This window comes from Rhizobium ruizarguesonis, from assembly GCF_017357285.1.
In the GTDB taxonomy this organism is placed as follows: domain Bacteria; phylum Pseudomonadota; class Alphaproteobacteria; order Rhizobiales; family Rhizobiaceae; genus Rhizobium; species Rhizobium ruizarguesonis.
The window spans coordinates 112,438-137,939 of the sequence record NZ_CP071681.1 but is presented as its reverse complement, the minus strand read 5'-3'; the positions used below and the strand labels follow the sequence as shown (position 1 = coordinate 137,939).

Genomic DNA, 25,502 nt, shown 5'->3' with positions numbered 1-25,502 from the left:
TTACTCCTGAAATGCTGGCATGACCTCGGTGATGAAGCGCTCGAGCGACGCCTTCTTGCGCTCGAAGCTCATACCGGTGTCGATCCAGAAGGAATATTCGTCATAGCCCAGCGCTTCATACGCCTTGAGCCGGGCGATGACGGTCTCAGCGTCGCCAACGACATTGTTGGTGCGCATGACCTGGTCCGACAGCATCGCGTTTGCTCTGATCTGTTCGTCCGGGATCCGTTCGATCAGACCCTGGGCAATCGGCTTCTCATTCTTGAACCAGGCGAAGAAGTAATTGTAGTAGACGCTGAGCTCATGGGCGGCCTGGGCGACATCGTCCTCTGACGAGCCGACATAGGTATGGCGCAGCAACATGATCTTGGGCCGCTCGATCTCGGGATGCTTGGTGCAGGCGTCGTTGAAGCGCTCCATCAACGACTGAACCTCGTCGTCGCCCTGCCAGAGCGGCGTCACCTGAACGTTGCAGCCGTTGGCGACGGCAAATTCGTGCGAGTTCGGATCGCGCGCGGCCACCCAGATGGGCGGGTTCGGCTGCTGCAGCGGTTTCGGCGCCGACGTGGTCGACGGAAACTTGAAGAATTCCCCGTCATGCGCGTAGTCGCCGGCCCATATGCCCTTGACCGCCGGGATGAGCTCACGCATGCGCTGGCCGGCACCCCAGGCATCGAGACCGGGCAGCAGACGTTCATATTCGAAGGAATAGGCTCCGCGCGCGATACCGATATCGAGCCTTCCATCGCAGATGATGTCGGCCATGGCGGCCTCGCCGGCAAGCTTGATCGGATGCCAGAAGGGTGCAATCACCGTCCCCGTTCCGAGCCGTGCCCGCGATGTGCGGCGCGCCAGATCAGCAATGGTCACGAACGGATTGGGCGCGATGGTGAAATCCATGCCGTGGTGCTCGCCCGTCCAGATCGCGTGCATGCCGCCCTTGTCGGCGATCTCGCAGAGCGCGACGAATTCCTCGTAGAGACTCTTGTGGCTTTGGCTGGCGTCGAGCCGTTCCATATGGACGAAGAGGGAGAACTTCATGCTTTTGCGTCCTTGGCTGGAATTGGGTGAACAGTGCCGCCGGTCTCGTCGCCGAAATAGACGCCGAAATTGCCGATCGAGCTTTCCATCGCAAAACGGTTGACGATATCGGCTGTCGAACTGGTCTTGAACTTTGCCGCAACCAATGCGTCAGGCTTCAGGAACCTGCCGCCGGCAGGCTCGCCCTCTCCGGCAACGGCGTGATAGACGATGTGCTGCTTGCCGTCGCTCTTGCCCTCATAAACCGAATAGAGAAAGCCGATGCTGACTTTCAACCCGGTTGATGTCTCCAGGTATTTTTGCAGCGTCTCGGTCGGGTTGCCGTCATGGGCGTCGACGCTCGGCAGGGAGAGCACATCCTCGCCGAGCAGCAGAACTTCCCCGCGGCGCTCGACAACGGCTGCAAGTTCCATATTGCCTTCGCTTGCCGCCGACACCGCCTTGCTTGCGAGCGTCGGCGTGAAGTAACCGCCACGCGCATAGCCGAGACCGTTGCGGCCGCTATTGTCGAAAGCTTCGATGCGGCCCATCAAGATGACGTGGTCGCCAGCCTCGATGACCTCTTCCATGGCGCATTCGAACCAGGCTGCAACGTTCGAGAATATCGGGCAGCCTGTCGATCCCTTCGCCCATTCGACCGCCGCAAACCTGTCCTCGACCGGGCGAGCAAACGTGTTCGACACGTCTTTCTGCATTTCCGAAAGCACGTTGATCGCAAAATGCTGTGCGCCGGTCATGGTGGCGAAATTGCGCGACGTCTTGGCAAGGCAGACGAGGAGAAGCGGTGGATTGAGCGAGACCGAGGTGAAGGAGTTCGCCGTGAAGCCGATCGGATGTCCTTCCCCGTCGCAGGCGGTGACGACAGTCACCCCGGTCGGAAAAGCCCCGAATGCATCACGCAGTGCTCTTGGGTCGACAGTCTGGATTGTCATCGTTCATCCTCCCCGAACGATAGCCACTCAGCGAGCAGCGAATTGACGATATCAGGCGCGGTCAGGTTCACCATATGACGATGCCCTTCGACGATGCGGGCGTAGCCCCGCGGCGCAAGCTCTGCCATTTGCGTCGCCATCAAGGGCGTCGAGTTCGGATCATCGGACCCCGTCAGAAACAGGGCCGGACCAGCCACGTCTTTCCAGCCGTCAGCATAGGTCTCGTCTCCTCCCGCGAAGGCGGCGTAAGCGACGGCATATCCCTGGGGATCGACGAGGTTTAGCCATTTTCGCGTCAATTCACGCGCAGTGATGCTGTCCGCATCTTCGCCGAACCAGCGGGCCAGCGGACCTTCCTTGTCGACGCCCGATACCGGAATGGCCGCGGCGCGCGAAAGCACGGCGGCCTTTGCCTCAGGGTCACGCCTGTAGACACCGTTGAGGTAGGCGACACGGCTGATACGCTCGCCAAAGGTCGCGGCCGCCCCTCCTGAAACCAGTGCGCCCATCGAGTGCCCGGCAACATTTGCCGTGTCGATTGCCATCTCGTCGAGAAAACGTCCGAACCAGGCGACGAACTCCTCGAGCCGACTGCCTGCCGGCAGCTTTGCACTCTCCCCATGTCCCGGCATGTCGACAGCGATGACGCGATGGCCTGCAGACAGAAATGCGATCTGCGGAGCCCAGGCCTCGAGCCGCATGCCGACGCCGTGGATGAGAACCAGCGGCTCACCGCTGCCGGCCTCATGATAGGCCGTTCCGCTTGCCGTCTTCTTTCGGGGCAAGGCACCGGCGGCATTTGTTGCTGCAGCGGTGCGTGTGGTCGATCCGGCTGTCAGCATCTCAGAGCCGCTCCCTCAAACGCCCGCAGGATTGGCAACGTCCTGCCCCAGGTCTTTCAGATCCTGGTAGCGGTCGCCGATACGGTGATGCGGGCGCCCGCCTATCGAAGCACCGAGGGCCACGACGATCTCGTCGGCAGCGGGCGCGTCGGGGATCGACGTCTGGATGGTCAGGTAGTGCGAACGGCGGCCTTCATCGTTCTTGTCCATCAGCGGGATCATGATCGGCGCATTGGCAGGACCGCGTGTGTTGCAGAAGGCGAGATAGGACTTCGCGCCGACGGCCTGGCGATAAAAATTGCCGAAACGCAGCGTGTGGATAAGCGCGGACCCGTGTTCGATCTCGCCGTCCAGGCCGACGACAGCAGACTTTCCATAGCCCTCGACAGCCTCGCCGGACCCGACCGCCTCGATGATCATCTTCGTCAGCAACTCGCCGAGCACCGGAGCGCCTGCGTGAATTTCGGGCTTGAGGTCGTCGACGAAGCCGCGACCGGCCCAGGGATTCTTCACGACCGCGAAGGCGGTAAACAGCTTCAGCGGCACCGCCGCGGCCTTGCCGCCTTCGATCAGCGTCGTTTCGATCTGCAGTCCCGTCTTGCGAATTTGAATGGCCATCGAGCACCTCATTTCTCAATTTCGTATTATGGTATACCATAATATATGAGTGTCAAGTTGGTTCCCGCGAGGACGCAGTTCAGGCCGAGGCGGAGTTTTTCAATTAGGCCCGCGCGCACTCTCGACCCACCGGGCAGCGCTTTCTTCCCGTCAGCGCGTTGTCAGCTGACAAACGACATGGCGGCGCCCCGCCGAGGCCGGCCGAGTCCAGAAGTCATACGGTCACCCCAGTTCATGATGCCGCCTTACATATTACTTAATATGGCATACCATCACATTGGACAAAGTTGGGTGTCAAGCGCGGAGTATGGATTCCGCTAAATTGCGCGGAACATCATCGCGAATGGAGTGATATCGACAGCTGAGATGAGTGCTTTGCCAGGCCCGCGGGGAAGCGTCAGGGCTTCGCTCGTGCCTATTCGGCAGGCTTCTTGGCGGACAGCACCGCTTCGGCGATCGCGCTCGCGGCGGCGACGTGATCCATCGCGGCCCGGTATGCCCCCTCGCCGTCGCCGCGGCGGATGGCGTCGACGATCTTCGACATCTGCAGCGGCCCTTCGATGCCGCGTCTCTCCGTCTTGATCGTCATCGAGCGCAGGTGGTTTATGCGCACGGTGAGGAGATTGACGACATCCCAGGCAACGTTCCTGTCAACCATGGTGAACAGCGTGTGATAGAAGGAAGAGGTGTTCGTCAGCACAGCCGACATGTCGTTGTCACGGTAGCTGTTGCGGATCCCGGCCAGAGATTCCTCCAGCGCGGCGACGATCTCAGGGCTGCGACGCTCCGCGCACAGCCGCGCCGCCATCCCTTCCAGCGCGCCGCGGATCTCATAGATCTGTTTGGCTTGGTCGATGTCGAGCTGCGCGACGATCGGCCCCTTGTTCGGCAGATTGGCGACAAGCCCTTCCGATTCCAGATGTCTCAGGACCTCGCGCACGACTGTTCGGCTGACGCCGAGCTGGGCGCAGAGGTCACGCTCGACAAGGCGATCTCCGGGACGGAAATATCCGTTGACGATGGCTTCGCGGACCTTGTCGAGCGCCAATTCCCGCAAGGTCTTTGCAGGACGCTCGACTCGAATTGCGTCCTTCAGAGCACCGCTCATTGTCTACCTCAGTGTTGGACTTTGCACGCTCAACTTCCGCCGCCGCGGCCGAATGCAAGAATCGTATTATGGCGTACCAGATACTGTAGCTGGCGGCGGCCGGCAATTCAACAAGCGCCGCCGACCTATAGCGCCGCGCACCTTTTCAGACGCGCAAAGGACGCTGTAGCTTTATTCTGCTGCCGACACGTGGGGAGCTAGCCTCTGGAAACGATCTCCTCGACCACGGCCTTAGCCTGCACCCGGATATCCGGAACGGCCGTGATCTCCCAGAATTGTCCTGCCGTCAGGGCGCCGACCGCAAACAGTCGGGCCGGCGAGATACGGGACGGGGCTATCACCTCGGAAGCGGCATCCACCTGGATCCCGAGGCCAAGAGGATCGGGGACAATCAACTCAAAGCGGCTCATTTCCTTCAAAAGCGGTGAATGACTGATCCCGGCCCGCTCCATTCCCGTGCAGTTGACGAGCCAGTCTGCCCTGATCTCGGCGATGTCGCGCGTCGCTCTGACCCTGTAGCTGGCAACGAGCCGGCCCTCCTCGGCCCCGAGCGATTTCAGGAAGCCCGCGTGGAAACGAACGGTTCCGTCTAAGACCAGCTTCTCAAACCTGTCGAACACATCGGGCGCGACCCGGTGACGGTGGATGTTCCACCAGGGAAGCGCATGCCTGAGGAAGCGTGCCCGCTCCCTGCTCGAAAGCCGTTGCCAGAGAGCCTGCGTTGCAGGCCTCAGTCCGTCCATCACGGCTCGCCAGTCGGCAACCGTCCTGCTCTTTCCCCGCAGGGTCTTCAATATGCTGCTGATCGTATCCGGAAGCGTGTGAACGTCGATCGGCAGAGGCGCCGGCGGCTTCCACGCGTGTCCGAGCGGTGCGAGCCCCCGCCGCGAAAGCACATCGATCTTGCCGACGTGGCCATGGGCGCGAAGCGCCAGCACCTGATCGATCATCGTCAGGCCGGATCCGAGGATACACACCGCATCGGATGGTGCGACGCGCCTCAGCCACGAAAGCCGCCAGGGGTTCTCGATGATCCGCGATCGCAGTGATGACGGGACCTCGTCCGGAGCGACCGGCAGGGTTGCGTTCCCGACACCGAGGCACAGCACCACGTTTTTGCCGGCAATCTCGTCACCATTGCCGAGATGGAAGGCCAGCGTGCTGCTGTAACGTTCCACGCATCCCGCCGCCTTGGCCTTGATGAAATCGACCCGGCAACGGCCGTCCCGCTTTCGAAGCAGCCGAGCAAGCGTATCGCGGACATAAAGACCGTAATCGCTGCGCGAAGCGAAATCGCCGGCCTTCAACGGGCGTCCATGGCTTTTCAGCCAGTCGACAAAGTCGTCGGGTTGATGCGGCAAGAGGCTCATGCGGCCGGCGGGAACATTGAGGCGATGGAGATAGAGCTCCGTCCGGTAGGCCGTCCCGCGGCCGAAGCCAGGATCGTCGCCGACGACGGCGATCTTCGCCGAAGCGGGAAGCTGCTCGATGAGATTGCAGGTAACCGCGATCGCTGAAAAACCGGAACCGACCACGATAACATCATATGTCAAATGCATTCTCCCTGAAGCTCAGAACGTCATCGAGACATTTCGTCATTCAAGCCCCGTGTCGCTCGCCGGTCCCTGCTGATCGCACGAGCGGCAGAATCACGAAAACAATTATCTCTATAGTCTATAAATATAGTTTGTTATTTCTCCCGCTAGCCCCTCCCCAACCATTACGCTTTTGAGGGTGAGATCAAGGGCCATGCGGCCCTGAACAAAGGGGCTCAAAATGAATTTCAGGAATTTGGTTGCCGCAATCGCCGTCGGCGTCGGCACTCTTGCAACGGCTGTTGTCGCTGAAGCGGCGGACAAGAAGGTCGTCGTCGCCTATCAAACCGACGCCTTGCCGTCTTCCGTGGCGATCGCCAATGGCGAATTCGCCAAGGAGACGGGATACGATATCGACTTCCGCAGGTTCAATTCGGGCGCCGAAATCTTTGCGGCGATTGCCTCCGGCGACGTCCAGGTCGGCTATGTCGGCTCCAGCCCGTTTGCGGCTGCGGTATCACGCGGGCTGGAGGTCAAGGCCTTTTACCTCGCCTCCATCTCGGGCATCGACGAGGCTCTGGTCGTCCGCAACGGTTCCGGCATCGAAAGCCTGAATGATCTGAAGGGCAAGAAGCTTGCTGCTGCGCCGGTATCCACGGACCATTATCAGCTGCTGGCGCTCATCAAATCGCTGGGCCTGACCGAAAAAGACGTTCAAGTCTTCGCAATCCCTCAGCCTGAGATCGTCGCCAGCTATAACCGCGGCGACATCGATGGCGGCTTCGTCTGGGATCCGGCGCTCACCGAACTGAAGAAGAACGGAAAGGTTCTCGTCACCTCCAAGGAGGTGGCAGACAAGGGTGCGCCAACATTCTCGGCCTGGGTCGCGACCTCGAAGTTTGCCGCCGACAATCCGGACTTTCTGAAGGGTTTCGCTTCGGTGATCAACAAATACTACGCGTCCTTCGCATCGGACAAATCCGCCTGGGGTCCTGACAGCGACAACGCCAAGTCGCTTGCCAAGCTTCTCGGCGGAACAGCCGACCAGCAGGCTTCGGCCCTGAAGAACCTCACACTTCTGACACCTGAGGTTCAGGCATCGGATGCCTGGCTTGGCGGCGGCGAAAAGGCGGGGGCCGGCAAAATCCTCAAGGACACGGCATCGTTCCTGAAGGAACAAGGCAAGGTTTCCGACGTGCTGGCGAATTACGGCGCCTTCGTCACCGCAGATGGCCTCACCGGCGTCAGCAACTGATCCTCCCCAGCGCCGGCGCGGCTTGCCGCGCCGGCGTCGAACCTGCGAGCGGCAACATGCTTAAAGTCGATCACGCCAGCGTTTTCTTCGCAGCCCGCGACGGGCGGACCGTTCACGCGCTCGATCGCGTTTCCTTCGATATTCCCGAACGGGGCTTCGTCGTCGCACTCGGGGCGTCGGGATGCGGCAAATCAACCCTCCTCAACGCGATTGCCGGTTTCCTTCCGCTTTCGGATGGCCGGATCACACTCGACGGCCGCGCGGTCGAACAACCCGGCGCGGATCGTGGCGTCGTCTTTCAGAAAGACTCGCTGCTGCCCTGGAAATCCGTTCTCGACAACGTTGCGCTCGGTTTGAAATTCGCCGGGGTCAAGCGCAAGGAGCGCCAAGCGCGCGCCCTGGAGCTTCTCCGGCTCGTCGGCCTCGATGAATTCGCTGGCGCTTTTCCCTACGAGCTGTCGGGCGGCATGCGCCAGCGTGTCGGCATCGCACGGGCTCTGGCGACAAATCCCGACATCCTGCTGATGGACGAGCCGTTTGGCGCACTCGACAGCCTGACCCGCGAGCAGATGCAGGAACTGCTGGTTTCCATCTGGGATAAAACGGCAAAGAAGGTCTTCTTCATCACGCACTCGATCGAAGAGGCCTTGTTCCTGGGCACACAGGTCCTGGTCATGTCACCTCGACCGGGGCGCGTCGTGGCACGCTTCGATCTGGATTTCGTTCACCGCTTCGCCGAGACCGGCGACGCCCGATCGATCAAGGCGTCGCCGCAATTTGCCGAGCTGCGCGAGGAAATCCGCGCCATTCTCCACAGCACCGAAGACCTGAGGAGCGCCGCATGAGCGATATAGTGCAGGCACCGCCGATTGCGGCGGGTAGAGAGGACCATCAGGTCAAGCTGGTGAAAATGGCGGGCTTTGGAGCCGGCGAGAAATCGACGGTGGCCATCAGCGTTGCGACAGCGCTGGCCATAGTGTTGATGTGGTGGCTGGTATCGGCGCTCGGTGTCGTCCCACACTTGTTTCTGCCGCGCCCGGACGAGGTGCTGACACAGATCGGCGCCATCTATCGCGACGGTTACGCCGGAGCGTCGCTGTCCGAACATGTTTTTGCAAGCCTGTTCCGCATCGTGGTCGCAGCCTTCATCGCCGTCTCCGCCGGCATTCCGCTCGGATTGCTCATGGGCCTGAACCGCTGGGCAAAAGGCGTGCTCGACGCGCCGATCGAGTTCTACTGGCCGCTTCCGCCGCTCTCCTACCTGCCGCTGATGATCATCTGGCTCGGCATCGGCGAGACGTCGAAGATCACGCTGCTGGTGCTTGCGATGTTCGCACCGATCTGCCTCTCGGCCCAGGCCGGCGTTCGTTCGCTGCCGATCGAGCGGGTCAATGCCGCGCGTTCGCTGGGCGCCAGCCGACTGCAGCTCTTCCTGGACATCGTCCTGCCGTCCGCCCTGCCGGAGATCCTCACCGGCATTCGAATTGCGCTCGGTGTCGGCTGGGGTACGCTGGTTGCGGCTGAATTGATCGCGTCCACGCGCGGGATCGGCTTCATGATCATGTCGGCGTCGCAGTTCCTGGCGACCGACGTCGTCTTCGTCGGTATCGGCATCATCGCGATCTGCGCTTTCACCTTCTCGGCCGCCATTCGTTTTCTGGAGGCGTTCCTCGTGCCCTGGAAGGGCAAGCTCTGACCAGATGGCGGCAGGGAGCCCAATTCAATGGCTTCCTGCCGCCGCGTTCAGCCCGTGTATGGCGACAAGCTCGGCTGCAACCAGCTTCTGAAGCCGCCATAAATTGCGGTCCCGGATGCCGCGTTCCTCCAGATGTTTCACCGTCAGATACAGATATTCGGCGCAGGAACCCATGTGTCCGCAGGCTCTCGCAAGCACCTGCGCCACCGTCTCCAGCGGCAATTTGCGGGAAACGCGCTCGCCCTTCGGGCCAGCCCAAAAGACCAGCGCGCGCACCAGCCCATGCGGGGTCGCGACCGGAATCCAGCGAACCGTCGCAGCGTCCTCGATGGTTCCGACTTCACGGCGGATCAACCGCCGTATCTGGCCAAGGCGGTCATCATCGGCAAGCCTGAAGACGACGCCGTTGCAACGTCCACCGCGGTCAAGTGCCATCATCAGGCCCGGCTGGGCCCGCGTTCCCCGCCAGCGGGTCATCTGCAGGCAGAAGGAGCGATGCCACCCTCTTGCTGCGCCATGCTGCGATTCGACGGCGTCGAAGTCCGGCTTCCATATCAATGATCCATAGGCGAAGATCCAAAGCGGGGCGCCGGTAGACTCATCGAGAAGCCGGTTGGCGAGCATCTCCACCTCCGCTTCGGTCAGCGGTTTTCGGTGTGGCTCCGGGCCGACATCGATCGCGGGGCGAAGGCTCAACGATACGAGCTCGTCCGTTAGAGCCATTGTTGATCCGGTCAGCAAAAGTCTGCTTCCCCGGAGCGCAGACTGTTTATGCTCGCGAATATCCGTCATGCGTCAGTGCACCGTAAATCTGGCCGCATCGGCCTGGCGCCGCTGCAGGCTGCGTATCAGCATCGCGGCCTCCCTGACGATTGCCGAAAACGTCGCATCATCGGCCTCTGCGATCCTTCCCGTCATCTCGCGGATGATCGTCGTCAAATGAATGATGGAATGGCGATGCTGCGCATCTTCCGATCCCATTTCGGCATCGGCCATGGCGAGCAGCGTCTGCACCAGCCGCTCCATGGTTTGGCGGCGCCGGGTCCTCGGATCGGCATTCGGATCCTCGCTAAGGCGCAGCAGGTCGGAGACAATATCGGACATTCCACTCTGTCTCACATTGCAAAAGCCGGCGGCATCGAAAAGCTTTGCCTTCGACCGCGTGCCTGCGTCTTCAAGGCGTCCAGCATCCGGTAGCCGTTGCGCCAGCGGCCAAAGCCGCTGGCGATATTGATGTGCCCGGCAAGGCCGATATTCCTGGTCTCGGCGTTCCACAGGCGGCCGAACAGGGTCAACCGATCGACCGTCATGTAGGCATCGTTCATGCTGCCGACGACGATGCTTGGAAAAGGCAACGGCGCCGTCGGCATGGCGCCAAACGAGATATGCCCGGGATGCAGGTTTTCCGTGGCCGGCAGATCGCATGGAGCAACGAGCAATGCTCCTTTGACGCGACGCGCTGCACTTCGCCCGGCCAAATGGGCGGCAAGCAGGCATCCGAGACTATGGGCAACCAGATAGGCCTCGCCGGCCTCTTCAAGCGCGCCTTCCAGCCGCAGCAGCCAGTTGTCAAGGTTCGGATGATCCCAATCGTCCTGGGCGACGCAACGACTGCCCGGCTGATCCTGCAGCCAGTGCTGTTGCCAATGCCCTTCTCCCGAGCCGAAAAGCCCGGGAAGAATAAGTACGTCGATCATCTGACGACATCCTCTCTGAAGCTGCGCGTCGGTCTCTTTCCCGATCGGGGCAAACATCGGACATCACTCATCAGATCCACCCGATCACCAGGGCGAACAGGAATGTGAAGGAGCTAACGATCGTGCAGATTCCAGCCGCATGCCTGAAATGCGACATGACGCTGCCTTCCGCTCTTCTCGCACCGCCCCGACGCAGGTCGGTCTCAACGACAATCGCCATCACGCCGTTCTCCTCAATACCAAAGGCCGGGCATGGTGCCCCAATATTGCAGCTCGTATTCGCGCGCGGACCAGTCACGCTCGTCATCCCGCGCGAACAATCCATTCACAGGCTCCCGCGCCGCCGGCACCTTCGGGTCGAGGAGCCGGCCGATTGCGCGCTTCAGCCAGAAGTGAAAATCAAGCTTCATGCGAACCTCCTGTCAGGGACTGCTATTCTTCGGCTAGGAAATCAGCGAATGACGTTGTGCATTGGCGAGAAGAACGTGAAGCGATGCCGTTGGTCCGTAGAGCATCAGCAGGCGGTTCTCCTCGCGTTTGGCGAGACGATATCGTCGGGCGAATTCGAAGACGCTCCACAATTGCTCGCTTGCCCCCGGCCTTTCCGCATCTGTGATCGTTGCTTCCTGAGATCGAGCCATGGTGACGATCCTTACTCGGCCGCCGCCAGGGCCGGATTTGCGCCCGGAAAGAAGGCCGCCAATTCGCCGATCACTTCGTTGATGCGGCCCAATAGCGCGTCGGATGAAACCGCATAGTCGGTGAAATCGCGGTCGGACGCATAGACGGCGGTCGGCAAAGTATGGGCCATGAAAAACCCGAACAGCGGCCGCAGCTGATGCTCGACCATCAACGCATGCCGATCACCGCCGCCGGTGGCCGTGATGATGATCGGCTTGCCCCGAAGTTCGTGGGGGTCGATCAGGTCGATGAGATGCTTGAAATGGCCGGGATAAGAGCCCTTGTAGGTCGGCGAGCCGATGATCAGGGCATCGGCCTGCACGATCTCGTCGACGACATGCCTGGCCTGCGCGTCGAGATCCTTGCGCCACAAGGCGCTGCCCAGCGACGGACCGACATCATTGAGATCATAACTCTTGCTGGTAAATCCGTAGCGAATGCTTGCACGTTCGGAGACATGCCGCACGAGTGCCAAAGTCTTCGATGGACGGTTGAAGCTGCCAGCGATGCCGACGAGTTTGAAACCTGACATGGTTTTTCCTCTCTTTGCGTTGCTCCAACTATTGTCTACAAAATTGATAGATTAAAGGAACGTGCATCTCTCCTTCTTCGCCTGGTTGAAAAAAACGTTCACCGCCGCACCAGCACGCATAAGCTGCATGGCGATCGTCAAAGGGATCGCCGGTCCAGCGACCGCTTCGACCTCGCGTGCGGGAAGACGGCAGGAAGGGGAACTTGTTCGGCTTCTTTTGGAGACGCTGATGCGGGTGCCATGATGATGTCGCGAGCCCGGCGAGAGCTCTTGCAAACTGCAAGCCATAAATGGCTTTGCCGCAAGGTCGAATATAATTGGTATAAGATTTCCGGTTCAGCGGAACGATTGGATGACCAGCCCTGCCTTTTCCTCTGCGGGAAATATACACTCCTTATAGATTTTAGCGGGAGCTTTTCATGCCAGTGCAGACGGCTGATGTCATCGATTTGCAGGCCTACCGGCAATCGCGCAGCAAAGATTCGCCCGATGCGTTCAAGGCGACTGCGCCCGTATCCTTTGCGATGCAGCCCGTTCTGATGTGGGTGCCCTATTGGGGTTTCGTCCCGGTCATGGCAATGGGCATTGCCGGATATGGCGTCTGATCAAGCGCTTGTTCCCGACGGCGAAGCGAGAGACACCGCCGAGGAGATCACGGTTCAGACAGGACAGAATTTGCGGCGCATTCGCACCCGCCGCGGTTACTCCCTGGACCGGCTGGCAAAGATCGCCGGTGTCAGCCGTGCCATGCTCGGGCAAATCGAGACGGGCAAAAGCAGCCCGACGTTAAGCATTCTCTCGAAGATCGCACTTGCTCTCGGTATTCCCTGCGCCGCTCTGATCGCCGAACGCGGCGAAACCTCGATCATTGCGGTACCACGGGCAAGATCGAAGATCCTCGCCTCTTCCGAAGGGCGCTTCCGGACACGGGCTCTTTTCCCCTTCGAAGGCGAGCGGAAGGTGGAATTCTACGAGCTCAGGATCGCTCCGCACCATACCGAAAGTGCCGATCCCCATCAGCATGGAACAGTCGAAAATCTGGTCGTTGCCCAAGGAACCGTCGAAATCATTGCCGGCAAGCAGGCACCCCATATTCTGGGTGAAGGCGACGCCATCATCTTCGATGCAGACGTGCCCCATATCTACCGAAACATGACGGGAACGGAAGCAATCCTCTACCTGGTAACGACCTATCTCGAAGACGTTCGCGTCTGACGCAAAAAAGAGCCCCCGTCTCCGGAGGCTCCTGGTCGTTTCCTTGAGAGGCGGATGGCTCAGGCAGCCATCATGCAGCACATCATCATGCCGCCGCAGTTCATCATCACGGGCATGCCGCCGGACATCATCGACATCATGCGCTTGCAGCATTCCATGAACATGTCCTTGTCCATGCCTTCCATCGGCTTCATTTCGCAGACCATGCCCTCGGCAGTCATGCTGCACTTCATGGAGCCCATCATCATCATCATCGGCATGGAGGCCATCATCGGCATCATCGCGCCGTTCATCATGGGCATGCCGCCCATCGGCATCATTCCACCCATCATCGGGTTCATCATGGCAGGCATCATGTTGTTCATCATCGGCGTCATGTTCATGGCGGGGTTCATTGTCTCTCTCCGATCAATACAGCGGCGTTTCGCGTTTCAATGAACCGGGAGATAAAAGAACTAATTGCAGCAAACAATGTAAAAAAATCTTCCCATATCTTTTCCTCCAATAGAATTGAACGGTTTCGATGGGATTGCGCAATCTTGCCAAGATAACAGAATTCCGTCCGCTATCATCGCTCGAGCGGAACGACGCGCGCTTCGCCGGCCAGCGCCTGCTGCTTCGCGCGACGCACCTCAGCAAAGGCGATTGGACTCCCGCCCAGCAAAGCTGACGTGGCGATGGCATTGGCGGCTCAGCCGGTGACCCCGGATACGATGCGCCGTACCTGTTATGAATGATGAGGATGCGTCGGATCGTCGTGCGGCTTCAGAAAAAACCGGTACACGATGTCCCAATAGCCATCATAGACAAGCCCGCCATTCGAGCGGACCAGCGTTTCGCGGTTTTTGCGATAGACCGCCGGGAGGCGATACCAGGAGATGCCCGGCCGGCGGTGATGGAGAACGTGCAGATTGTTGTAGAGAAACAGCAAGCCGAAGAGACGGCTGTTTTCGACGATGGCGGTGCGTTCCTCATGCCTTTCGGCATATCTGTGCTCGGCATAGGATCTGAGCCGCGTCATCGCAGCGCCCGTATAGACGAAACCGAGATAAAGCCACAGCGGCACGCCGCAGACGACCATCGCCCAGAAAAGGACGGCGGCAACGGCGATGCCGTGCATTGCCCAAATCCGACGTCGTCCCGGTTCGTTCGCCCGTATCTGCTGCCATTCCTGTCCAAGGAAACTCAACAGCATCACCGCAGGACCGATAGTCAAACGGCCGAACAGGGTAGTGTTCCACCGCGCCAGAAACCTGCCAGTGGCGCCAAGCTGCTCCCAGGTAGCCTTGGTAAAATAGGAAGATTCCGGATCTTCGATCGGATCGGTCAGATATTCGTCGCGATGATGCTCCAGATGGCTTTCCTTATAGATCGGATAAGGCAGCCACAGTGACAGCGGTAACGACCCGATCGCGTCGTTTATCCTTTGGTTTCCCGTCGGATGGCCGTGAATGACTTCGTGCTGAAGGGATCCGTGCCAGGCAATCAACCAGCCTCCGGCGATCACGGCCACGATCAGCGGCAATGATTGCCACCACCATGTCAGCGCGAGAAATCCGCCGTGGATGACGAATGCGAGAATGACGGTCGGCCATTCTGTCGTGCGCCTGGAAGCAATTTTTCCGGCGGCTTGCGAAGTCCTGTCGAGCATGCGCGTGATTTCCCCATCAACCACACCAATCTATCGCAGGGCATCAGGAGTAGAGAATAAAGCCTATCTATTTTATAGACTTATCGGAAAAAATCCGTCCACGGGGGCTGGATTGCTTAATCCAAGCCTAAGGCTTGTCGCCGTGAAGATGACGTTCGAGGAAGGGTAAATTGTCCTGTCCCCAATAGATCTCGCCATCATAGACATAGGTGGGAAAGCCGAAGACGCCGCTGTCGCGGGCATGCACGCGGTCCGCCGACCATTTGTTCTGAACATCGTCGTCGGCTTGTCGCCTGAGGAGTGCTGCGCCATCGAAACCTGCTGATGTCACGATCACTTCGCGCACGTCGGGCTTGCCGATATCCTTCGCCTCGCTCCAGAAGGCATGTTGCAGGGCGCGGGCAACGCCGATCCAATCCTGTCCGTCGAGGTAGGCGGCAATCACGAAGAGGGACGCCGGCGTCGGATCGCTCAAATCCGGGCGATGTTCGAGCTGCAGTTCCTTGCCGCGCACGCGCGCCCAGCGTTTGAGATCCCGCGTCCAGTAGGCGCGCCTGATCTCCGGGCGGTTGCGCGAAAAGATACCGCCATTTTCCTCGACCACCGTCGTCAGATAGGGCGTGATGACGACGTCGTTCTTCGCCGCAAGTTCGGCGAAGGCGTCGAAGCCGATGTAGGACCAGGGCGAGCCGATCGAAAAGAAGTACTCTACTGATTTGGTCACTGATGCATGTTCCCTGCGAGGTGATTGTTCTGGCGTCGAATGGTCGACGGCATTTCAGGAAGCGGCCCGAACGTCAGATGGCGCTTTCCATCCGAGCTCCGGTGCGATCAGCGTCACGAAGTCGTGGAGAATCTGGCGATATTCCTCGTGCTCGAACTCGTAAGGGAGCTCCAGCCTCAACTCGCTGACCTCGGGCAGGATCGGATCGGCAAAAAGCTGCGCCAATATCTCGTCCGATGTACCGACGACATCCCGGGCGAACAAGGTGCGCCGCTCGCCCTGCGGCGAAAGCGTCCGCTGATCGCGGCCAGCGGCATATTCTCGATATCGGCGGCGTGTTGCGGCATCGGCGCTGTCGAAAGGCACGATGACGCGCCCCAGCGCGACCCGGCGCTGCGTGTCGGCGTCGCGATAGGTTTCGATCAATCGCGATTGCGCGATGAAGAAATCATCCGTCCCCTCACCCGTTATCACATTGCCGGTCAACAGGTTGAAGCCATTGCGACCGGCCCATTCGGCCGAGCGCTGCGACCCGCCGCCATACCAGATCCGGTCGATCAGGCCCCTGGCATAAGGCTGCAGGCGCGGCCGCTGCGGGCCGAAGGGCGTCTTGATCAAGGTCTGCTCGTCGCCGAGATAAGTGCCACGCAGATTGTCGGCAAAGCGCAGCACGCGATCATGCGAGAAATCGTAACCCGTCCAGTCGCCGTCGAAGACAAGCGGAGCGATCAGCTCGGCGTGCAGCGGCCGGCCAGCACTGACGCCGATGTTCAGCCGTCCGCGCGACAGAACATCGACGGTGGCGAGATCTTCGGCCAGCCGGTAAGGGCTCTCGTAACCGATCGGGATGACCGCGGTTCCAAGCTCGATCCGGCTGGTTCGCTGCGTCGCCGCCGCCAGGAAGGCGCTCGCGGAAGAGATTCCGGGCTCGAGGTGCCGCTGGCGGACCCAGGCGCTGTCGAAGCCCAGATCTTCGCCATATTGCAGTTGCTCAAGCGTCTGCTCCAATCCCGACAACGGATCTTCGTCGGGATAATTGCCGGGGGTGAGAAAGCCGATATGGCTGATGGATATGTTGCCCACTCGTGCCATCCGATGATCAGTATTTCGGCAGGCCGGGCGGGTTGGTCTCGGATGCCGGCAAGGCTTCCTCGGAAAGATGCCAGTGGTCGAGGATTTTTGCGTATGTGCCATCCGTGATCAGGCCGTTGGTGGCGACAGTCAGCGCATCGGCCAGTCCGCTTCCCTTGCGGGTGGTGATCGCGACGTCCGAGCGATCCGGCCAGCCGGCGCTCAGCGTGCCGACGCGCTTGATGTTCTTGTCGCGCGCGGCGATGAAGACGAGCTGTGCATGCGGCTGGACGATGACATCGGCCCGGCCGGACCGCAGCGCGAGAAGGCTTGCCGCCTCGTCGTCGTAATATTGCAGTTCGATCGGTTTCAGGCCCGCGGCAACGTCTTCCTCACTCCACTTCACCAGGATGCGCTCCTGGTTGGTGCCGGCCCCGACAATGATCCTCAGGCCTGCCGCATCCTTGGGCTCCTTGATCGAGGTGACAGGGCTGTCGGATTTGACAAAGAAACCATGCAGGCCCTGGCGGTAGGTGGAGAAATCGAACTTCTCCTTGCGCTGCTCGGTGACCCCGACATTGGAGATGACGGCATCATACTTGCCAGAGGCGAGGCCGAGCGGCCAGTCGATCCAGGCGACCGGCACGATCTCCAGCGTTAACCCGAGGCTGTCGGCGATGGCATAGGCATAATCGGGATCTGCCCCGACCACGGTCTTGGCGTCGGTGGCATAGGTGGCAAGCGGCGGGCCGCCCGGACTGACGGCGATGGTGAACTTGCCTGGTGTGACGAACTTGAAATCCTTCGGGATCGCGGCGATCGCCGCATCGTTCTTGGCGGCATGAAGCCGGCCCGGCTGCTCTGGGCTAAGGTCGAAATCCTCGGCTGCATGAGCTGCGCCGAAGGAAAGGGCCGACGCCATGGCGGCGATCAGCAGGGTCCGGAATGCCGGAAAGGCAATCATCGTCTTCAATCTCCAAATTGTCAGGCAGGAATGGCCGGCAGCAATGCCGCCGGCCCAAATAGGCATCGATCAGGAACCGCTCTTCGGCAGGCCGGGCGGGTTGGTCTGGGCCTTGTCGATCGCTTCGGGACCGAGGTTCCAGGTATCGAGGATCTTCCGGTAGGCACCGCTGGCGATCAGGTCGTTGACGACATCGGTCAAGGGCGCTGCCAGGCCGCTGCCCTTGCGTGTGGTAACGGCAATTTCAGCCGTGATCGGCCAACCGCCGCTGACGGTGCCGACGAGCTTGGTCTTGCCATTTATCCCGGCCGAATAGGCCTGCGTCGCGTTCACGCTGAAAACGGTGTCGGCCCTGCCGGACTGAACGGCAAGATCCTTGACCGCGTCGTCGTCATAATATTGCACCTCGATCGGCTTCAGGCCGGCGGCGACGTTCTCGCGATCCCATTCCAGCAGGATCTTTTCCTGGTTGGTGCCGGCATCGGTGATGACCTTCAAGCCGGCAATATCCTTCGGCTGCTTGATCGCCGTGATCGGGCTGTCAGCCTTGACGTAGAAGCCAAGCTCGTCCTTGCGGTAGGTCGAAAAGTCGAACTTCTCCTTGCGTTCTTCCGTGACCGTCACGTTGGAGATCACCGCGTCGAACTTTCCGGAGGTCAGCCCCAACGGCCAATCGGCCCAGGCAACGGAAACCAATTCGAGCTTCAGGCCCAGGCTGTCGGCAATGGCCTGCGCCAGATCGACGTCATAGCCGATGACGGTCTTGGAATCGGAGGCATAGTCATGCAGCGGCAGATTGCCGCTCGAGCTGATGCCGACGGTGAAGACACCGTTTTCGACGAACTTGAAGTCCTTGACTTCGGCAATGCGCTTTTCGTTCTTTTCCACCCGCAGCCGGTTCGGCTGCTCGGGGCTGAGATCGAACTTCTGCTGCGCATGAGCGGAACCGAAACCGATCGCAGTAATGGTGACCGCTCCCGCTATCAGAAGCCTTGCCCTATCTGTAAATGTCATGCCCCTTCTCCATTTCATCTTTAGGTTGTGGCTATTGTCATTCGACCGGAGCAGCCCGTCGCGGCCCGGCATTTCACCAGCACTGTTTCGCGCTAGAGAACCTTGGCGAGGAATTCCCGCGTGCGGGGATGTTCCGCTTGTGTGAAGATGCGGGCCGGCGGGCCAGCCTCCAGAATGCGGCCGCTGTCCATGAAGACGACCGTGTCGGCAACTTCGCGGGCAAAGCCGACCTCATGGGTAACGATGACGAGCGTCGTGCCGGTGCGGGCAAGCTCCTTGATGACGTCGAGCACTTCGCCGACGAGCTCCGGATCGAGCGCCGAGGTCGGCTCATCGAAGAGCAGCACCTTCGGGCGGAGCGCCAGTGCGCGGGCGATCGCCACACGCTGCTGCTGGCCGCCGGAAAGCTGGCGCGGATAGGCGTTGATCTTGTCGCTGAGGCCGATGCGTGCCAGCAGCTCCTGCGCCAGCTGCACGGCATCCTCGCGGCCGATGCCGCGAACCTGGATCGGTGCCTCGATGAGGTTTTCGAGCACGGTCAGATGCGGGAAGAGATTGAAGCTCTGGAAGACCATGCCGATATCGGCGCGACGTTTGAGGATATCCTTCTCCTTGAGCTCGTAGAGCGTGTCGCCCTTCCTGCTGTAGCCGACGAAATCGCCGTCGACCGAGATGAAACCCTCATCGACACGCTCCAGATGGTTGATGGCGCGCAACAGCGTCGACTTGCCCGAGCCGGACGGACCGAGAATGGCGGTAACGCTGCCGGCAGGAAGGCTGAGCTCGACATCATCGAGCACTTTCAGCGGGCCGAAGCTTTTGGAGATACCGTGGATGCGCACCGCGCCGCCTGCGGCCCGTAGCGTCGCCGCATCCTGGAAACCGATCTTGCGCACGGTGTCGGTTGCCGTCTCGAGGACAGGCAGCGGACGGCGGAAACGCTCGAAAAATGACTGGAAGGGCAACGGCGTCGGATTGCGCACGGCGCCTTTGGAGAAGTAGCGTTCGATATAGCGCTGAGCGATCGACAGCACCGTCATGATGATCAGATACCAGACGGTCGCGACCATCAGCAGCGGAATGACTTCGAGATTGCGGCGGTAGATCACCTGAACCGTGTAGAAGAGTTCCGGCAGCGCCAGGACGTAGACCATGGAGGTGCTCTTCGCCAGTCCGATGAGTTCGTTGAAGCCGGTCGGCAGGATCGAGCGCATGGCCTGCGGCAGCACGATGCGGAAGGCCTGGCGGCGGCGCGGCAGACCGAGTGCGGCGGCCGCCTCCAGCTGACCGTGATCCACCGAGAGAATACCGCCGCGCACGATCTCGGCGAAGAAGGCCGACTGGTTGAGCGTCAGGCCGAGGAAGGCGGCGGCAAAGGGCGTCAGCAGCTGCACTGTGGGATAGTCGAGGAAGACGGTATCGGTGAAGGGAATGCCGATCTTGATCGTCTCGTAGAGGTAGCCGAGATTGTTCAGGATCAGCAGCAGCACGATGACCGGGATCGAGCGCAGCAGCCAGATATAGCCCCAGGAAAGACCGGAGAGCAGCGGCGACTTGGAAACGCGGGCAAGCGCCAGAGCCGTTCCGAGGATGGAACCGGATATGGCGGCAAGCACGGTCAAAAGCAGCGTCCTGCCGAGACCGACGAGCACCGGTTCGGCAAAGAACCATTCAGCAAAGACGCCCCAACCCCAGCGCGGATTGGTGAAGATGGAATAGAGCACGGCGATGATGACGAGGGCGGCAAAGATCGTGCCTGCCAGGCGGCCCGGATGGCGCGCCGGCACGATGCGGTAACGGGAATAATCCTTCGATCCTGCCGTCCTGCTGCCGGGGTCGATGCCGGCGAAATCCGTCGTCAGTGCCATTATGCTTCCCTTTTATGATTGTCGGTCTTTGCCGTTTTCAGAAATTTGCGCCGGCCACCCGCAGGCGCGGTTCGGCATCTTCGTGAGCAGGCTGAGCGAGATGGGTGATGTCCTTCTCGAAGGGCAGGCTCTTGTAGATCTCGGGATCCGCTGATGTGTCGAAGAGAGCGGTGTAGCCGTAGTTCAGATAGAGGCCGACGGCTTCGGGCTGGCGAAAGCCGGTCGTCAGGTAGATGCGGGAATAGCCCTGGCGGGCGGCCTGGGCCTCCAGTTCCACCAGCACCTTGCGGGCAAGGCCCTGACGGCGCAGATCGGAGCGGGTCCAGATGCGTTTGAACTCGGCCGTGCGTTCGTCATAGTTCTTGAAGGCGCCGCCGCCGATGGTCTCGCCATTGCGGATCAACAGGAGAAAATTGCCGTCAGGCGGCGCAAAGGCTTCAGGAGGATAACGGTTGAGCTCAGCCGCGGCACCTTCGGCATTGAAATAGTTGCCGTAGCGGCTGTCGTATTCGTAGATCAATTCATCGATCAGCGGCTTGGCGCGCGGGTCGAGAGGGCTGGTATAGAGAAACGTATCGCTCATATCGTTCATCACCCGTTGTCATCAGTGAGGAAGGTTTCGGCGAGCCGCACCCAGTAGCGGGCGGCCGGCGCAATGATCGCGTCGTTGAAATTGTAGTGGGCGCTGTGGAGAGGAGCGCCGTCGCCATTCCCGACGAAGAGATAGCTGCCGGGATTTGCCTGCAGCATGAAGGCGAAATCCTCGCTCGCCGTTCTCGGCCGGAAATCCTTCTCGATCGCCGCCGGGCCGAGTGCGTCATAGGCGACGTCGCGGGCAAAGGCCGTCTCCGCCGCATGATTGATCAGCGCCGGAAAGCCGAGGCGGTAGTTCACATCCGCCTCGGCGCCGAAGCTTTCCGCCTGAGCGCGGGCAAGTGCGGGAATGCGCTCTCGCAACAGCTGGCGGACCGTCTCGCTGAAGGCCCGCATGGTGAGCTTCATTTCGACGCTTTCCGGGATGACGTTCGAGGCAGAGCCCGCATGGATCGAGCCGACGGTCACGACCGCCATGTCCTGCGGGTCGACATTGCGGGAAACGACGCTCTGCAGGGCAGTGATGAACGAGGCCGATGCCAGAACGGGGTCGACGGCCCGATGCGGCTCGGCGCCATGGCCGCCCTTGCCGATGATCTTGATCAGCGCCTGATCGACCGAGGCCATGGCCGGTCCGGTGACGAAGCCGAATTGTCCTGCGGGCACACCCGGCCAGTTATGCAGCCCGAAGACCGCATCGACAGGATACCGTTCGAACAGGCCTTCCGATATCATCTTGCGGGCGCCGGCGCCGATTTCCTCGGCGGGCTGGAAGATCAGCCGCAGCGTGCCGCTGAAATTGCCGCTTTCGGCGAGATAACGGGCAGCGGCGAGCAGGATCGACGTATGCCCGTCATGGCCGCAGGCATGCATGACGCCCGGATTGCTGCTGGCATAGGCCAGACCGGTCGCCTCCTCGATCGGCAGGGCATCCATGTCGGCGCGGATGCCGATCCGCTTTTTGCCCTCGCCGCGCCTGAGGGTGGCGACGATGCCGGTTCCGGCAATGCCTGTCGCCACCTCATAGCCCCAGGAGGAAAGGCGGGATGCCACGAGCTTGCTGGTCCTGAGCTCCTGGAACGCAAGCTCCGGATATTGGTGCAGGTCGTGGCGAAGCGCGATGATCTCGTCGAGATAGGCGGCTATGCCCTTCTCGACCGGATCGTTGCTGCGCGGGTTCTGAGCGATGATGTTCATGGCGGTTCGTCGGCGCCTCAGGCGCCGACAGCCTTTCCGCGTTCGACCTGATCTGCGCCTGCCGCATAACGGCTTTCGCGGAAGGGAAGGCCCAGATGGTCGCGCAACGTCTCGCCCTTCAGGACCGGGTCGAAATAGCCACGCTCCGTGAGGATCGGCAGAACATATCTCGAGAAATCATCGAAGCCCTCGGCGATGACAGGGAAACCGAGGATGAAGCCCTCGGCAGCACCATGGTCCACCCAGCGGATGATCTCGTCGGCGATATGCTCGGCCGTGCCGATGAAAGCCGTGCGAGGCGTTGCCGAATCGAGCGCGACCTGGCGGAGCGTCAGGCCCTTCTCCCGCGCCGTCTTCTTGATGCGGTCGGTGGTGGCGCGGAAATTGTTCCTGCCGATATCGCCGAGTTCCGGGAATGGCTCGTCGAGCGGATAGACGCTGAAATCATGATGATCGAAGAAACGGCCGAGATAGAGCAGCGCCTCCTCGATCGTGACGAGGTTACGGATTGCCTGATACTTGGCGTCCGCCTCTTCCTGCGTCGCACCGACGATCGGTCCGATACCCGGATAGATGCCGACTTCAGTGGCACTGCGGCCATGGGCAATCACGCTGTCCTTGAGCTGTCGGTAGAAGGCCTGCGCCTCCTCGAACGGCCCGCCATTGGTGAAGACCGCGTCGGCATGTTTGCCGGCGAGCCTGATGCCGGAATCCGAGGCGCCCGCCTGGAAAATGACGGGTTGGCCCTGCTTAGAACGGCCGATATTGAGCGGCCCCTCGACGCGGAAGAAACGGCCCTTGTGGTTGAGGCGATGCATCTTCGTCTTGTCGACAAAGACGCCGGTCTCGCGGTCGCGGACGAAGGCGTCGTCATCCCAGGAATCCCACAGGCCCTTGATCGCATCGATATAGTCCTCGGCAATCTCGTAGCGCAGTTCGTGCTCGGGATGTTCGCGGCTGTAATTGCGGCCGGAACCCTCGAGCGGCGAGGTCACGGCATTCCATCCTGCCCGGCCGCGGCTGATGAGATCGATCGAGGCGAACTGGCGGGCGATGGTGAAGGGATCGCTGTAGGAGGTCGAGACCGTGCCGACGAGGCCGATTTTCGAGGTCGAGGCGGCGAGCGCCGAGAGAATGGCGATCGGCTCGAACCGGTTGAGGAAATGCGGAATGGACTGCTCGTTGATGTAGAGCCCGTCGGCAACGAAGGCGAAAGCGATGCCGGCCGCCTCCGCCTTGCGCGCTGTCTTGACGAAGAACTCGAAATTGACGCTGGCATCGGCCGGTCCGCTCGGATGTTTCCAGGCATTCATGTGACCGCCGGGACCTTGCAGCATGATGCCGAACGTGACGTGTTTCTGAGCCATGGGATCAATCCTTCTTGGAAACGGTCAGGCGACGAGGGAAAGCCGCTCCTTGGCGAGCAGCTCGATGGAAGCCAGGCGCTCGGCGACCGAAAGCGCCGGCGTGTCGAGCACGAACTCCTTGACCCCGTGGCGGCGATGAAGTTCGTCCAGCTCCTTGCGGATCTGCTCCGCCGTGCCATGCAGCACGCTCGGCACCTTCTCTTCGATGCGGTAATCTGTGACGCCGGCCTGGCGGGCAAATTCGGCCGCCTGCTCCTCGCTGCCGACATTGACGGTCTGGCCGTTCGGCAGGAACACCTTGACGATGCGCAGCTTGCCGACGCGCTCGCGGGCATAGTCCTCGCTTTCGGCGGCGAAGGCTGCGAGCGCCAGGATCGGGCGCTTGCCGCCGGATGCCCGCTCATAGGCCTCGAAGGTCCTGCGCAGATTGTCGGGATCGCCGTTCAGGTGACCGGCGAACACAAGCTCCCAACCCTTCTCGGCAGCGAGCTCGGCGCTTTCGACGCTGGCGCCAAGCAGGAAACGCTCGGGCGCAGTCGGCGGGAAAGGCGTTGCCTGCGCGCCTTCGTAATTCGGGTCGGCGGCGAGATAGATGTTGAGATCGGAAAGCTGGCTTGCAAAATCAGGCTTCCTGGCCGGATCGACGGCAAGCTGCAGGGCGCGCGTCGAGAGCGGAAATCCGCCCGGTGCCTTGCCGACACCGAGATCGACGCGGCCAGGTGCAAGCGATGCCAGAAGATTGAAGGTCTCGGCAACCTTGTACGCGCTGTAGTGCTGCAGCATGACGCCGCCGGAGCCGATGCGGATCCTCGATGTCCTGGCAAGGAGATAGGCTATCAGCGCCTCCGGCGCCGAGCTCGCCAGATTGGACATGTTATGATGCTCGGCGACCCAGAAACGGTGATAACCGAGTTCCTCGGCCCGGGCGGCAATCTTGACCGTCGCCCGCAGCGCGTCCGCCGCCGTCAGACCCTGTTCGATCGGGCTTTTGTCGAGAAGACTGAGGAGGTAGGTCATGGCACCACGATCCGATCCCTGGTTGCAAAGTTTAGTCTATAAAATCAGTAGACAAACTTCATTATAAGAAATGGCATTCTCTTTCGAACGCGATGAGTGAAAAAAAGCGGCCGCACCTAAGATGGAAAATCGCCTGCCGGGACTGTGTCCCACCGGCAGCGCAAGGCTTCCTTCAATCGCCACTTGATGGTCTATATCTTGGTCGAAACGGAGTAACCGCATGAAGCTGTCAGGACAGGTCAAGCCGATCAGCTACCTCAAGGCGCATGCGCCCAAGATCGTTCGGCAGCTGAAGGACAATCCGCAGCCGGTCGTCATTACGCTTCACGGAGAAGCGAAAGCCATCCTTCAGGACATCGGCCAATACGAAGAAACACAGGAGACGCTGGCGCTCCTGAAGGTGTTGGCGCTCACCAACCGGCAGGTCGAGGAGGGCAAACTGCGTCCCGCTGCGGAATCCTTCGCGCGCATCCGCAAACGTCTGGCTGACAGCCAACCCTGATGCCATCTCGTATTCTTTTCGCCGAGGAAGAGGAACGCGACATCGAGGATCTCTATCGCTTCATCGCTAGCCGCGACGGCAGAGCGCATGCTGACGGAAATCAAGAGCGCATGCGCCGAGCTTGAAGAATTCCCCGCCGGCGGAAATATTCCGAAGGAATTGGCGGGTATTGGAATTTCCGAATATCGGGAACTGCCCCATAAGCCATGGTGCCTGATCTATCGCATTATGGGCACCGATGTCGTCGTCTATTGCGCCTTAGGCGGACGGCGCGACATGCAGAGCGTTCTCGAGCGAAGGCTCATCCGCTGACGTCCGGCATATCGTACTTCACCGCTTCGGATATAGGGCTTGTCCAAAACCATCCCACTTACCTGCGTC

General features: G+C 60.7%; 30 protein-coding genes and 1 pseudogene. 8 read left to right on the top strand and 23 right to left on the bottom strand.

Going from position 1 to position 25,502, the window contains the following annotated elements:
- The 6 genes from J3P73_RS31820 to J3P73_RS31795 all read right to left on the bottom strand — a co-directional run bounded on the left by J3P73_RS31820 (nucleotide 1) and on the right by J3P73_RS31795 (nucleotide 6,100).
- Entirely contained in the window at nucleotides 1-1,041 is a 1,041-nt protein-coding gene (locus J3P73_RS31820; protein WP_018071759.1) for an LLM class flavin-dependent oxidoreductase, read from the bottom strand.
- Complete coding sequence (locus J3P73_RS31815) at nucleotides 1,038-1,973, bottom strand: flavin reductase family protein (protein ID WP_207580193.1); 936 nt, start codon at nucleotides 1,971-1,973, stop codon at nucleotides 1,038-1,040. Before J3P73_RS31815 ends, J3P73_RS31820 begins: the two co-directional genes overlap by 4 nt.
- Complete coding sequence (locus J3P73_RS31810; RefSeq protein ID WP_130657551.1) at nucleotides 1,970-2,815, bottom strand: alpha/beta fold hydrolase; 846 nt, start codon at nucleotides 2,813-2,815, stop codon at nucleotides 1,970-1,972. Before J3P73_RS31810 ends, J3P73_RS31815 begins: the two co-directional genes overlap by 4 nt.
- Before the next feature lie 15 nt (nucleotides 2,816-2,830).
- Nucleotides 2,831-3,433, bottom strand: a complete 603-nt coding sequence (locus tag J3P73_RS31805) for an amino acid synthesis family protein (RefSeq protein ID WP_018071756.1) — start codon at nucleotides 3,431-3,433, stop codon at nucleotides 2,831-2,833.
- Nucleotides 3,434-3,848: 415 nt separating this feature from the next.
- Nucleotides 3,849-4,541 carry a GntR family transcriptional regulator gene (locus J3P73_RS31800; RefSeq protein ID WP_018483088.1) on the bottom strand — a complete coding sequence of 231 codons (693 nt, stop codon included), beginning with the start codon at nucleotides 4,539-4,541 and terminating at the stop codon, nucleotides 3,849-3,851.
- A gap of 197 nt (nucleotides 4,542-4,738) precedes the next feature.
- Entirely contained in the window at nucleotides 4,739-6,100 is a 1,362-nt protein-coding gene (locus J3P73_RS31795; protein WP_130683502.1) for an FAD/NAD(P)-binding protein, read from the bottom strand.
- A gap of 217 nt (nucleotides 6,101-6,317) precedes the next feature.
- Here J3P73_RS31795 and tauA point away from each other — a divergent pair, with 217 nt between their 5' ends.
- The 3 genes from tauA to J3P73_RS31780 are packed head-to-tail and all read left to right on the top strand — an operon-like array spanning nucleotide 6,318 to nucleotide 9,027.
- Nucleotides 6,318-7,331 (top strand): taurine ABC transporter substrate-binding protein, encoded by a 1,014-nt coding sequence (tauA, locus tag J3P73_RS31790; RefSeq protein WP_130683500.1) that lies wholly within the window; start codon nucleotides 6,318-6,320, stop codon nucleotides 7,329-7,331.
- 56 nt (nucleotides 7,332-7,387) lie between these two features.
- Entirely contained in the window at nucleotides 7,388-8,176 is a 789-nt protein-coding gene (locus J3P73_RS31785) for a taurine ABC transporter ATP-binding protein (protein WP_130683498.1), read from the top strand.
- Nucleotides 8,173-9,027, top strand: coding sequence for an ABC transporter permease subunit (locus J3P73_RS31780; protein ID WP_130683496.1), 855 nt, complete (start codon nucleotides 8,173-8,175; stop codon nucleotides 9,025-9,027). The genes J3P73_RS31785 and J3P73_RS31780 overlap by 4 nt, the downstream gene beginning before the upstream one ends.
- A 24-nt stretch (nucleotides 9,028-9,051) precedes the next feature.
- On the opposite strand, the gene J3P73_RS31775 is transcribed toward J3P73_RS31780, so the two are convergent.
- The 7 genes from J3P73_RS31775 to msuE form a co-directional block, all read right to left on the bottom strand.
- Entirely contained in the window at nucleotides 9,052-9,819 is a 768-nt protein-coding gene (locus tag J3P73_RS31775) for a gamma-glutamylcyclotransferase (RefSeq protein ID WP_207580192.1), read from the bottom strand.
- Nucleotides 9,820-9,822: 3 nt separating this feature from the next.
- Nucleotides 9,823-10,131 carry a hypothetical protein gene (locus tag J3P73_RS31770; protein WP_113542937.1) on the bottom strand — a complete coding sequence of 103 codons (309 nt, stop codon included), beginning with the start codon at nucleotides 10,129-10,131 and terminating at the stop codon, nucleotides 9,823-9,825.
- Nucleotides 10,132-10,142: 11 nt separating this feature from the next.
- Nucleotides 10,143-10,724, bottom strand: a complete 582-nt coding sequence (locus tag J3P73_RS31765; protein WP_207580191.1) for an RBBP9/YdeN family alpha/beta hydrolase — start codon at nucleotides 10,722-10,724, stop codon at nucleotides 10,143-10,145.
- A 70-nt stretch (nucleotides 10,725-10,794) separates the two neighbouring features.
- On the bottom strand, nucleotides 10,795-10,944 hold the full coding sequence (locus J3P73_RS31760; RefSeq protein WP_017997703.1) for a hypothetical protein: 150 nt from the start codon (nucleotides 10,942-10,944) through the stop codon (nucleotides 10,795-10,797).
- A gap of 13 nt (nucleotides 10,945-10,957) precedes the next feature.
- A complete protein-coding gene (locus J3P73_RS31755) occupies nucleotides 10,958-11,134 on the bottom strand; it encodes a hypothetical protein (protein ID WP_207580190.1) in 177 nt (58 codons plus the stop codon).
- A gap of 33 nt (nucleotides 11,135-11,167) precedes the next feature.
- Entirely contained in the window at nucleotides 11,168-11,365 is a 198-nt protein-coding gene (locus J3P73_RS31750; RefSeq protein WP_018494050.1) for a hypothetical protein, read from the bottom strand.
- A gap of 11 nt (nucleotides 11,366-11,376) precedes the next feature.
- On the bottom strand, nucleotides 11,377-11,937 hold the full coding sequence (gene msuE / locus J3P73_RS31745) for an FMN reductase (protein WP_130657543.1): 561 nt from the start codon (nucleotides 11,935-11,937) through the stop codon (nucleotides 11,377-11,379).
- Between the two features lie 419 nt (nucleotides 11,938-12,356).
- On the opposite strand from msuE, the gene J3P73_RS31740 reads away from it, so the two are divergent.
- The 3 genes from J3P73_RS31740 to J3P73_RS31730 are packed head-to-tail and all read left to right on the top strand — an operon-like array spanning nucleotide 12,357 to nucleotide 13,590.
- Nucleotides 12,357-12,542: a hypothetical protein gene (locus tag J3P73_RS31740; protein WP_130690388.1), complete on the top strand. Its 186-nt coding sequence runs from the start codon at nucleotides 12,357-12,359 to the stop codon at nucleotides 12,540-12,542.
- Nucleotides 12,532-13,152 (top strand): helix-turn-helix domain-containing protein, encoded by a 621-nt coding sequence (locus J3P73_RS31735; RefSeq protein WP_130666129.1) that lies wholly within the window; start codon nucleotides 12,532-12,534, stop codon nucleotides 13,150-13,152. Before J3P73_RS31740 ends, J3P73_RS31735 begins: the two co-directional genes overlap by 11 nt.
- 54 nt (nucleotides 13,153-13,206) lie before the next feature.
- Nucleotides 13,207-13,590, top strand: coding sequence for a hypothetical protein (locus tag J3P73_RS31730; RefSeq protein ID WP_207580189.1), 384 nt, complete (start codon nucleotides 13,207-13,209; stop codon nucleotides 13,588-13,590).
- Nucleotides 13,591-13,879: 289 nt separating this feature from the next.
- Here J3P73_RS31730 and J3P73_RS31725 read toward each other — a convergent pair whose 3' ends face one another.
- The 10 genes from J3P73_RS31725 to J3P73_RS31680 all read right to left on the bottom strand — a co-directional run bounded on the left by J3P73_RS31725 (nucleotide 13,880) and on the right by J3P73_RS31680 (nucleotide 24,619).
- Nucleotides 13,880-14,803, bottom strand: a complete 924-nt coding sequence (locus J3P73_RS31725) for a fatty acid desaturase (RefSeq protein WP_130666131.1) — start codon at nucleotides 14,801-14,803, stop codon at nucleotides 13,880-13,882.
- A 127-nt stretch (nucleotides 14,804-14,930) separates the two neighbouring features.
- Nucleotides 14,931-15,527, bottom strand: coding sequence for a 2-hydroxychromene-2-carboxylate isomerase (locus J3P73_RS31720; protein WP_024323768.1), 597 nt, complete (start codon nucleotides 15,525-15,527; stop codon nucleotides 14,931-14,933).
- A 54-nt stretch (nucleotides 15,528-15,581) separates the two neighbouring features.
- A complete protein-coding gene (locus J3P73_RS31715) occupies nucleotides 15,582-16,619 on the bottom strand; it encodes an LLM class flavin-dependent oxidoreductase (protein ID WP_032995823.1) in 1,038 nt (345 codons plus the stop codon).
- 7 nt (nucleotides 16,620-16,626) lie between these two features.
- A complete protein-coding gene (locus J3P73_RS31710; protein WP_130775975.1) occupies nucleotides 16,627-17,562 on the bottom strand; it encodes an ABC transporter substrate-binding protein in 936 nt (311 codons plus the stop codon).
- 69 nt (nucleotides 17,563-17,631) lie between these two features.
- Nucleotides 17,632-18,576 carry an ABC transporter substrate-binding protein gene (locus J3P73_RS31705; protein WP_207580188.1) on the bottom strand — a complete coding sequence of 315 codons (945 nt, stop codon included), beginning with the start codon at nucleotides 18,574-18,576 and terminating at the stop codon, nucleotides 17,632-17,634.
- Between the two features lie 92 nt (nucleotides 18,577-18,668).
- Nucleotides 18,669-20,444 (bottom strand): amino acid ABC transporter permease/ATP-binding protein, encoded by a 1,776-nt coding sequence (locus J3P73_RS38105; RefSeq protein WP_207580187.1) that lies wholly within the window; start codon nucleotides 20,442-20,444, stop codon nucleotides 18,669-18,671.
- Between the two features lie 37 nt (nucleotides 20,445-20,481).
- Nucleotides 20,482-21,039, bottom strand: a complete 558-nt coding sequence (locus J3P73_RS31695; protein WP_207580186.1) for a GNAT family N-acetyltransferase — start codon at nucleotides 21,037-21,039, stop codon at nucleotides 20,482-20,484.
- On the bottom strand, nucleotides 21,036-22,235 hold the full coding sequence (locus J3P73_RS31690; RefSeq protein ID WP_207580185.1) for a M20 aminoacylase family protein: 1,200 nt from the start codon (nucleotides 22,233-22,235) through the stop codon (nucleotides 21,036-21,038). The genes J3P73_RS31695 and J3P73_RS31690 overlap by 4 nt, the downstream gene beginning before the upstream one ends.
- Before the next feature lie 17 nt (nucleotides 22,236-22,252).
- A complete protein-coding gene (locus J3P73_RS31685) occupies nucleotides 22,253-23,602 on the bottom strand; it encodes an LLM class flavin-dependent oxidoreductase (protein ID WP_207580184.1) in 1,350 nt (449 codons plus the stop codon).
- Nucleotides 23,603-23,626: 24 nt separating this feature from the next.
- Complete coding sequence (locus J3P73_RS31680; RefSeq protein ID WP_207580183.1) at nucleotides 23,627-24,619, bottom strand: LLM class flavin-dependent oxidoreductase; 993 nt, start codon at nucleotides 24,617-24,619, stop codon at nucleotides 23,627-23,629.
- Nucleotides 24,620-24,839: 220 nt separating this feature from the next.
- Here J3P73_RS31680 and J3P73_RS31675 point away from each other — a divergent pair, with 220 nt between their 5' ends.
- The gene (locus J3P73_RS31675; RefSeq protein WP_207580182.1) at nucleotides 24,840-25,121 is read left to right on the top strand and encodes a type II toxin-antitoxin system Phd/YefM family antitoxin; all 282 of its coding nucleotides are present in this window, start codon (nucleotides 24,840-24,842) and stop codon (nucleotides 25,119-25,121) included.
- A pseudogene (locus J3P73_RS31670) lies at nucleotides 25,121-25,433 on the top strand (type II toxin-antitoxin system RelE/ParE family toxin). Before J3P73_RS31675 ends, J3P73_RS31670 begins: the two are co-directional and overlap by 1 nt.
- The last annotated feature ends 69 nt before the right edge of the window (nucleotides 25,434-25,502 follow it).

Bases quoted from the DNA above. Each gene is read 5' to 3' on its own strand.
- J3P73_RS31690 (WP_207580185.1), bottom strand. From the start codon at position 22,235: ATGAACATCATCGCTCAGAACCCGCGCAGCAACGATCCGGTCGAGAAG.
- J3P73_RS31750 (WP_018494050.1), bottom strand. From the start codon at position 11,365: ATGGCTCGATCTCAGGAAGCAACGATCACAGATGCGGAAAGGCCGGGG.
- J3P73_RS31810 (WP_130657551.1), bottom strand. From the start codon at position 2,815: ATGCTGACAGCCGGATCGACCACACGCACCGCTGCAGCAACAAATGCC.
- msuE (WP_130657543.1), bottom strand. From the start codon at position 11,937: ATGTCAGGTTTCAAACTCGTCGGCATCGCTGGCAGCTTCAACCGTCCA.
- J3P73_RS31785 (WP_130683498.1), top strand. From the start codon at position 7,388: ATGCTTAAAGTCGATCACGCCAGCGTTTTCTTCGCAGCCCGCGACGGG.
- J3P73_RS31815 (WP_207580193.1), bottom strand. From the start codon at position 1,973: ATGACAATCCAGACTGTCGACCCAAGAGCACTGCGTGATGCATTCGGG.
- J3P73_RS31710 (WP_130775975.1), bottom strand. From the start codon at position 17,562: ATGATTGCCTTTCCGGCATTCCGGACCCTGCTGATCGCCGCCATGGCG.
- J3P73_RS31730 (WP_207580189.1), top strand. From the start codon at position 13,207: ATGGCTCAGGCAGCCATCATGCAGCACATCATCATGCCGCCGCAGTTC.
- J3P73_RS31755 (WP_207580190.1), bottom strand. From the start codon at position 11,134: ATGAAGCTTGATTTTCACTTCTGGCTGAAGCGCGCAATCGGCCGGCTC.
- J3P73_RS31715 (WP_032995823.1), bottom strand. From the start codon at position 16,619: ATGGCACGAGTGGGCAACATATCCATCAGCCATATCGGCTTTCTCACC.
- tauA (WP_130683500.1), top strand. From the start codon at position 6,318: ATGAATTTCAGGAATTTGGTTGCCGCAATCGCCGTCGGCGTCGGCACT.
- J3P73_RS31805 (WP_018071756.1), bottom strand. From the start codon at position 3,433: ATGGCCATTCAAATTCGCAAGACGGGACTGCAGATCGAAACGACGCTG.
- J3P73_RS31795 (WP_130683502.1), bottom strand. From the start codon at position 6,100: ATGCATTTGACATATGATGTTATCGTGGTCGGTTCCGGTTTTTCAGCG.
- J3P73_RS31760 (WP_017997703.1), bottom strand. From the start codon at position 10,944: ATGGCGATTGTCGTTGAGACCGACCTGCGTCGGGGCGGTGCGAGAAGA.
- J3P73_RS31740 (WP_130690388.1), top strand. From the start codon at position 12,357: ATGCCAGTGCAGACGGCTGATGTCATCGATTTGCAGGCCTACCGGCAA.
- J3P73_RS31765 (WP_207580191.1), bottom strand. From the start codon at position 10,724: ATGATCGACGTACTTATTCTTCCCGGGCTTTTCGGCTCGGGAGAAGGG.
- J3P73_RS31685 (WP_207580184.1), bottom strand. From the start codon at position 23,602: ATGGCTCAGAAACACGTCACGTTCGGCATCATGCTGCAAGGTCCCGGC.
- J3P73_RS31680 (WP_207580183.1), bottom strand. From the start codon at position 24,619: ATGACCTACCTCCTCAGTCTTCTCGACAAAAGCCCGATCGAACAGGGT.
- J3P73_RS31775 (WP_207580192.1), bottom strand. From the start codon at position 9,819: ATGACGGATATTCGCGAGCATAAACAGTCTGCGCTCCGGGGAAGCAGA.
- J3P73_RS31725 (WP_130666131.1), bottom strand. From the start codon at position 14,803: ATGCTCGACAGGACTTCGCAAGCCGCCGGAAAAATTGCTTCCAGGCGC.
- J3P73_RS31800 (WP_018483088.1), bottom strand. From the start codon at position 4,541: ATGAGCGGTGCTCTGAAGGACGCAATTCGAGTCGAGCGTCCTGCAAAG.
- J3P73_RS31780 (WP_130683496.1), top strand. From the start codon at position 8,173: ATGAGCGATATAGTGCAGGCACCGCCGATTGCGGCGGGTAGAGAGGAC.
- J3P73_RS31735 (WP_130666129.1), top strand. From the start codon at position 12,532: ATGGCGTCTGATCAAGCGCTTGTTCCCGACGGCGAAGCGAGAGACACC.
- J3P73_RS31770 (WP_113542937.1), bottom strand. From the start codon at position 10,131: ATGTCCGATATTGTCTCCGACCTGCTGCGCCTTAGCGAGGATCCGAAT.
- J3P73_RS31820 (WP_018071759.1), bottom strand. From the start codon at position 1,041: ATGAAGTTCTCCCTCTTCGTCCATATGGAACGGCTCGACGCCAGCCAA.
- J3P73_RS38105 (WP_207580187.1), bottom strand. From the start codon at position 20,444: ATGGCACTGACGACGGATTTCGCCGGCATCGACCCCGGCAGCAGGACG.
- J3P73_RS31675 (WP_207580182.1), top strand. From the start codon at position 24,840: ATGAAGCTGTCAGGACAGGTCAAGCCGATCAGCTACCTCAAGGCGCAT.
- J3P73_RS31705 (WP_207580188.1), bottom strand. From the start codon at position 18,576: ATGACATTTACAGATAGGGCAAGGCTTCTGATAGCGGGAGCGGTCACC.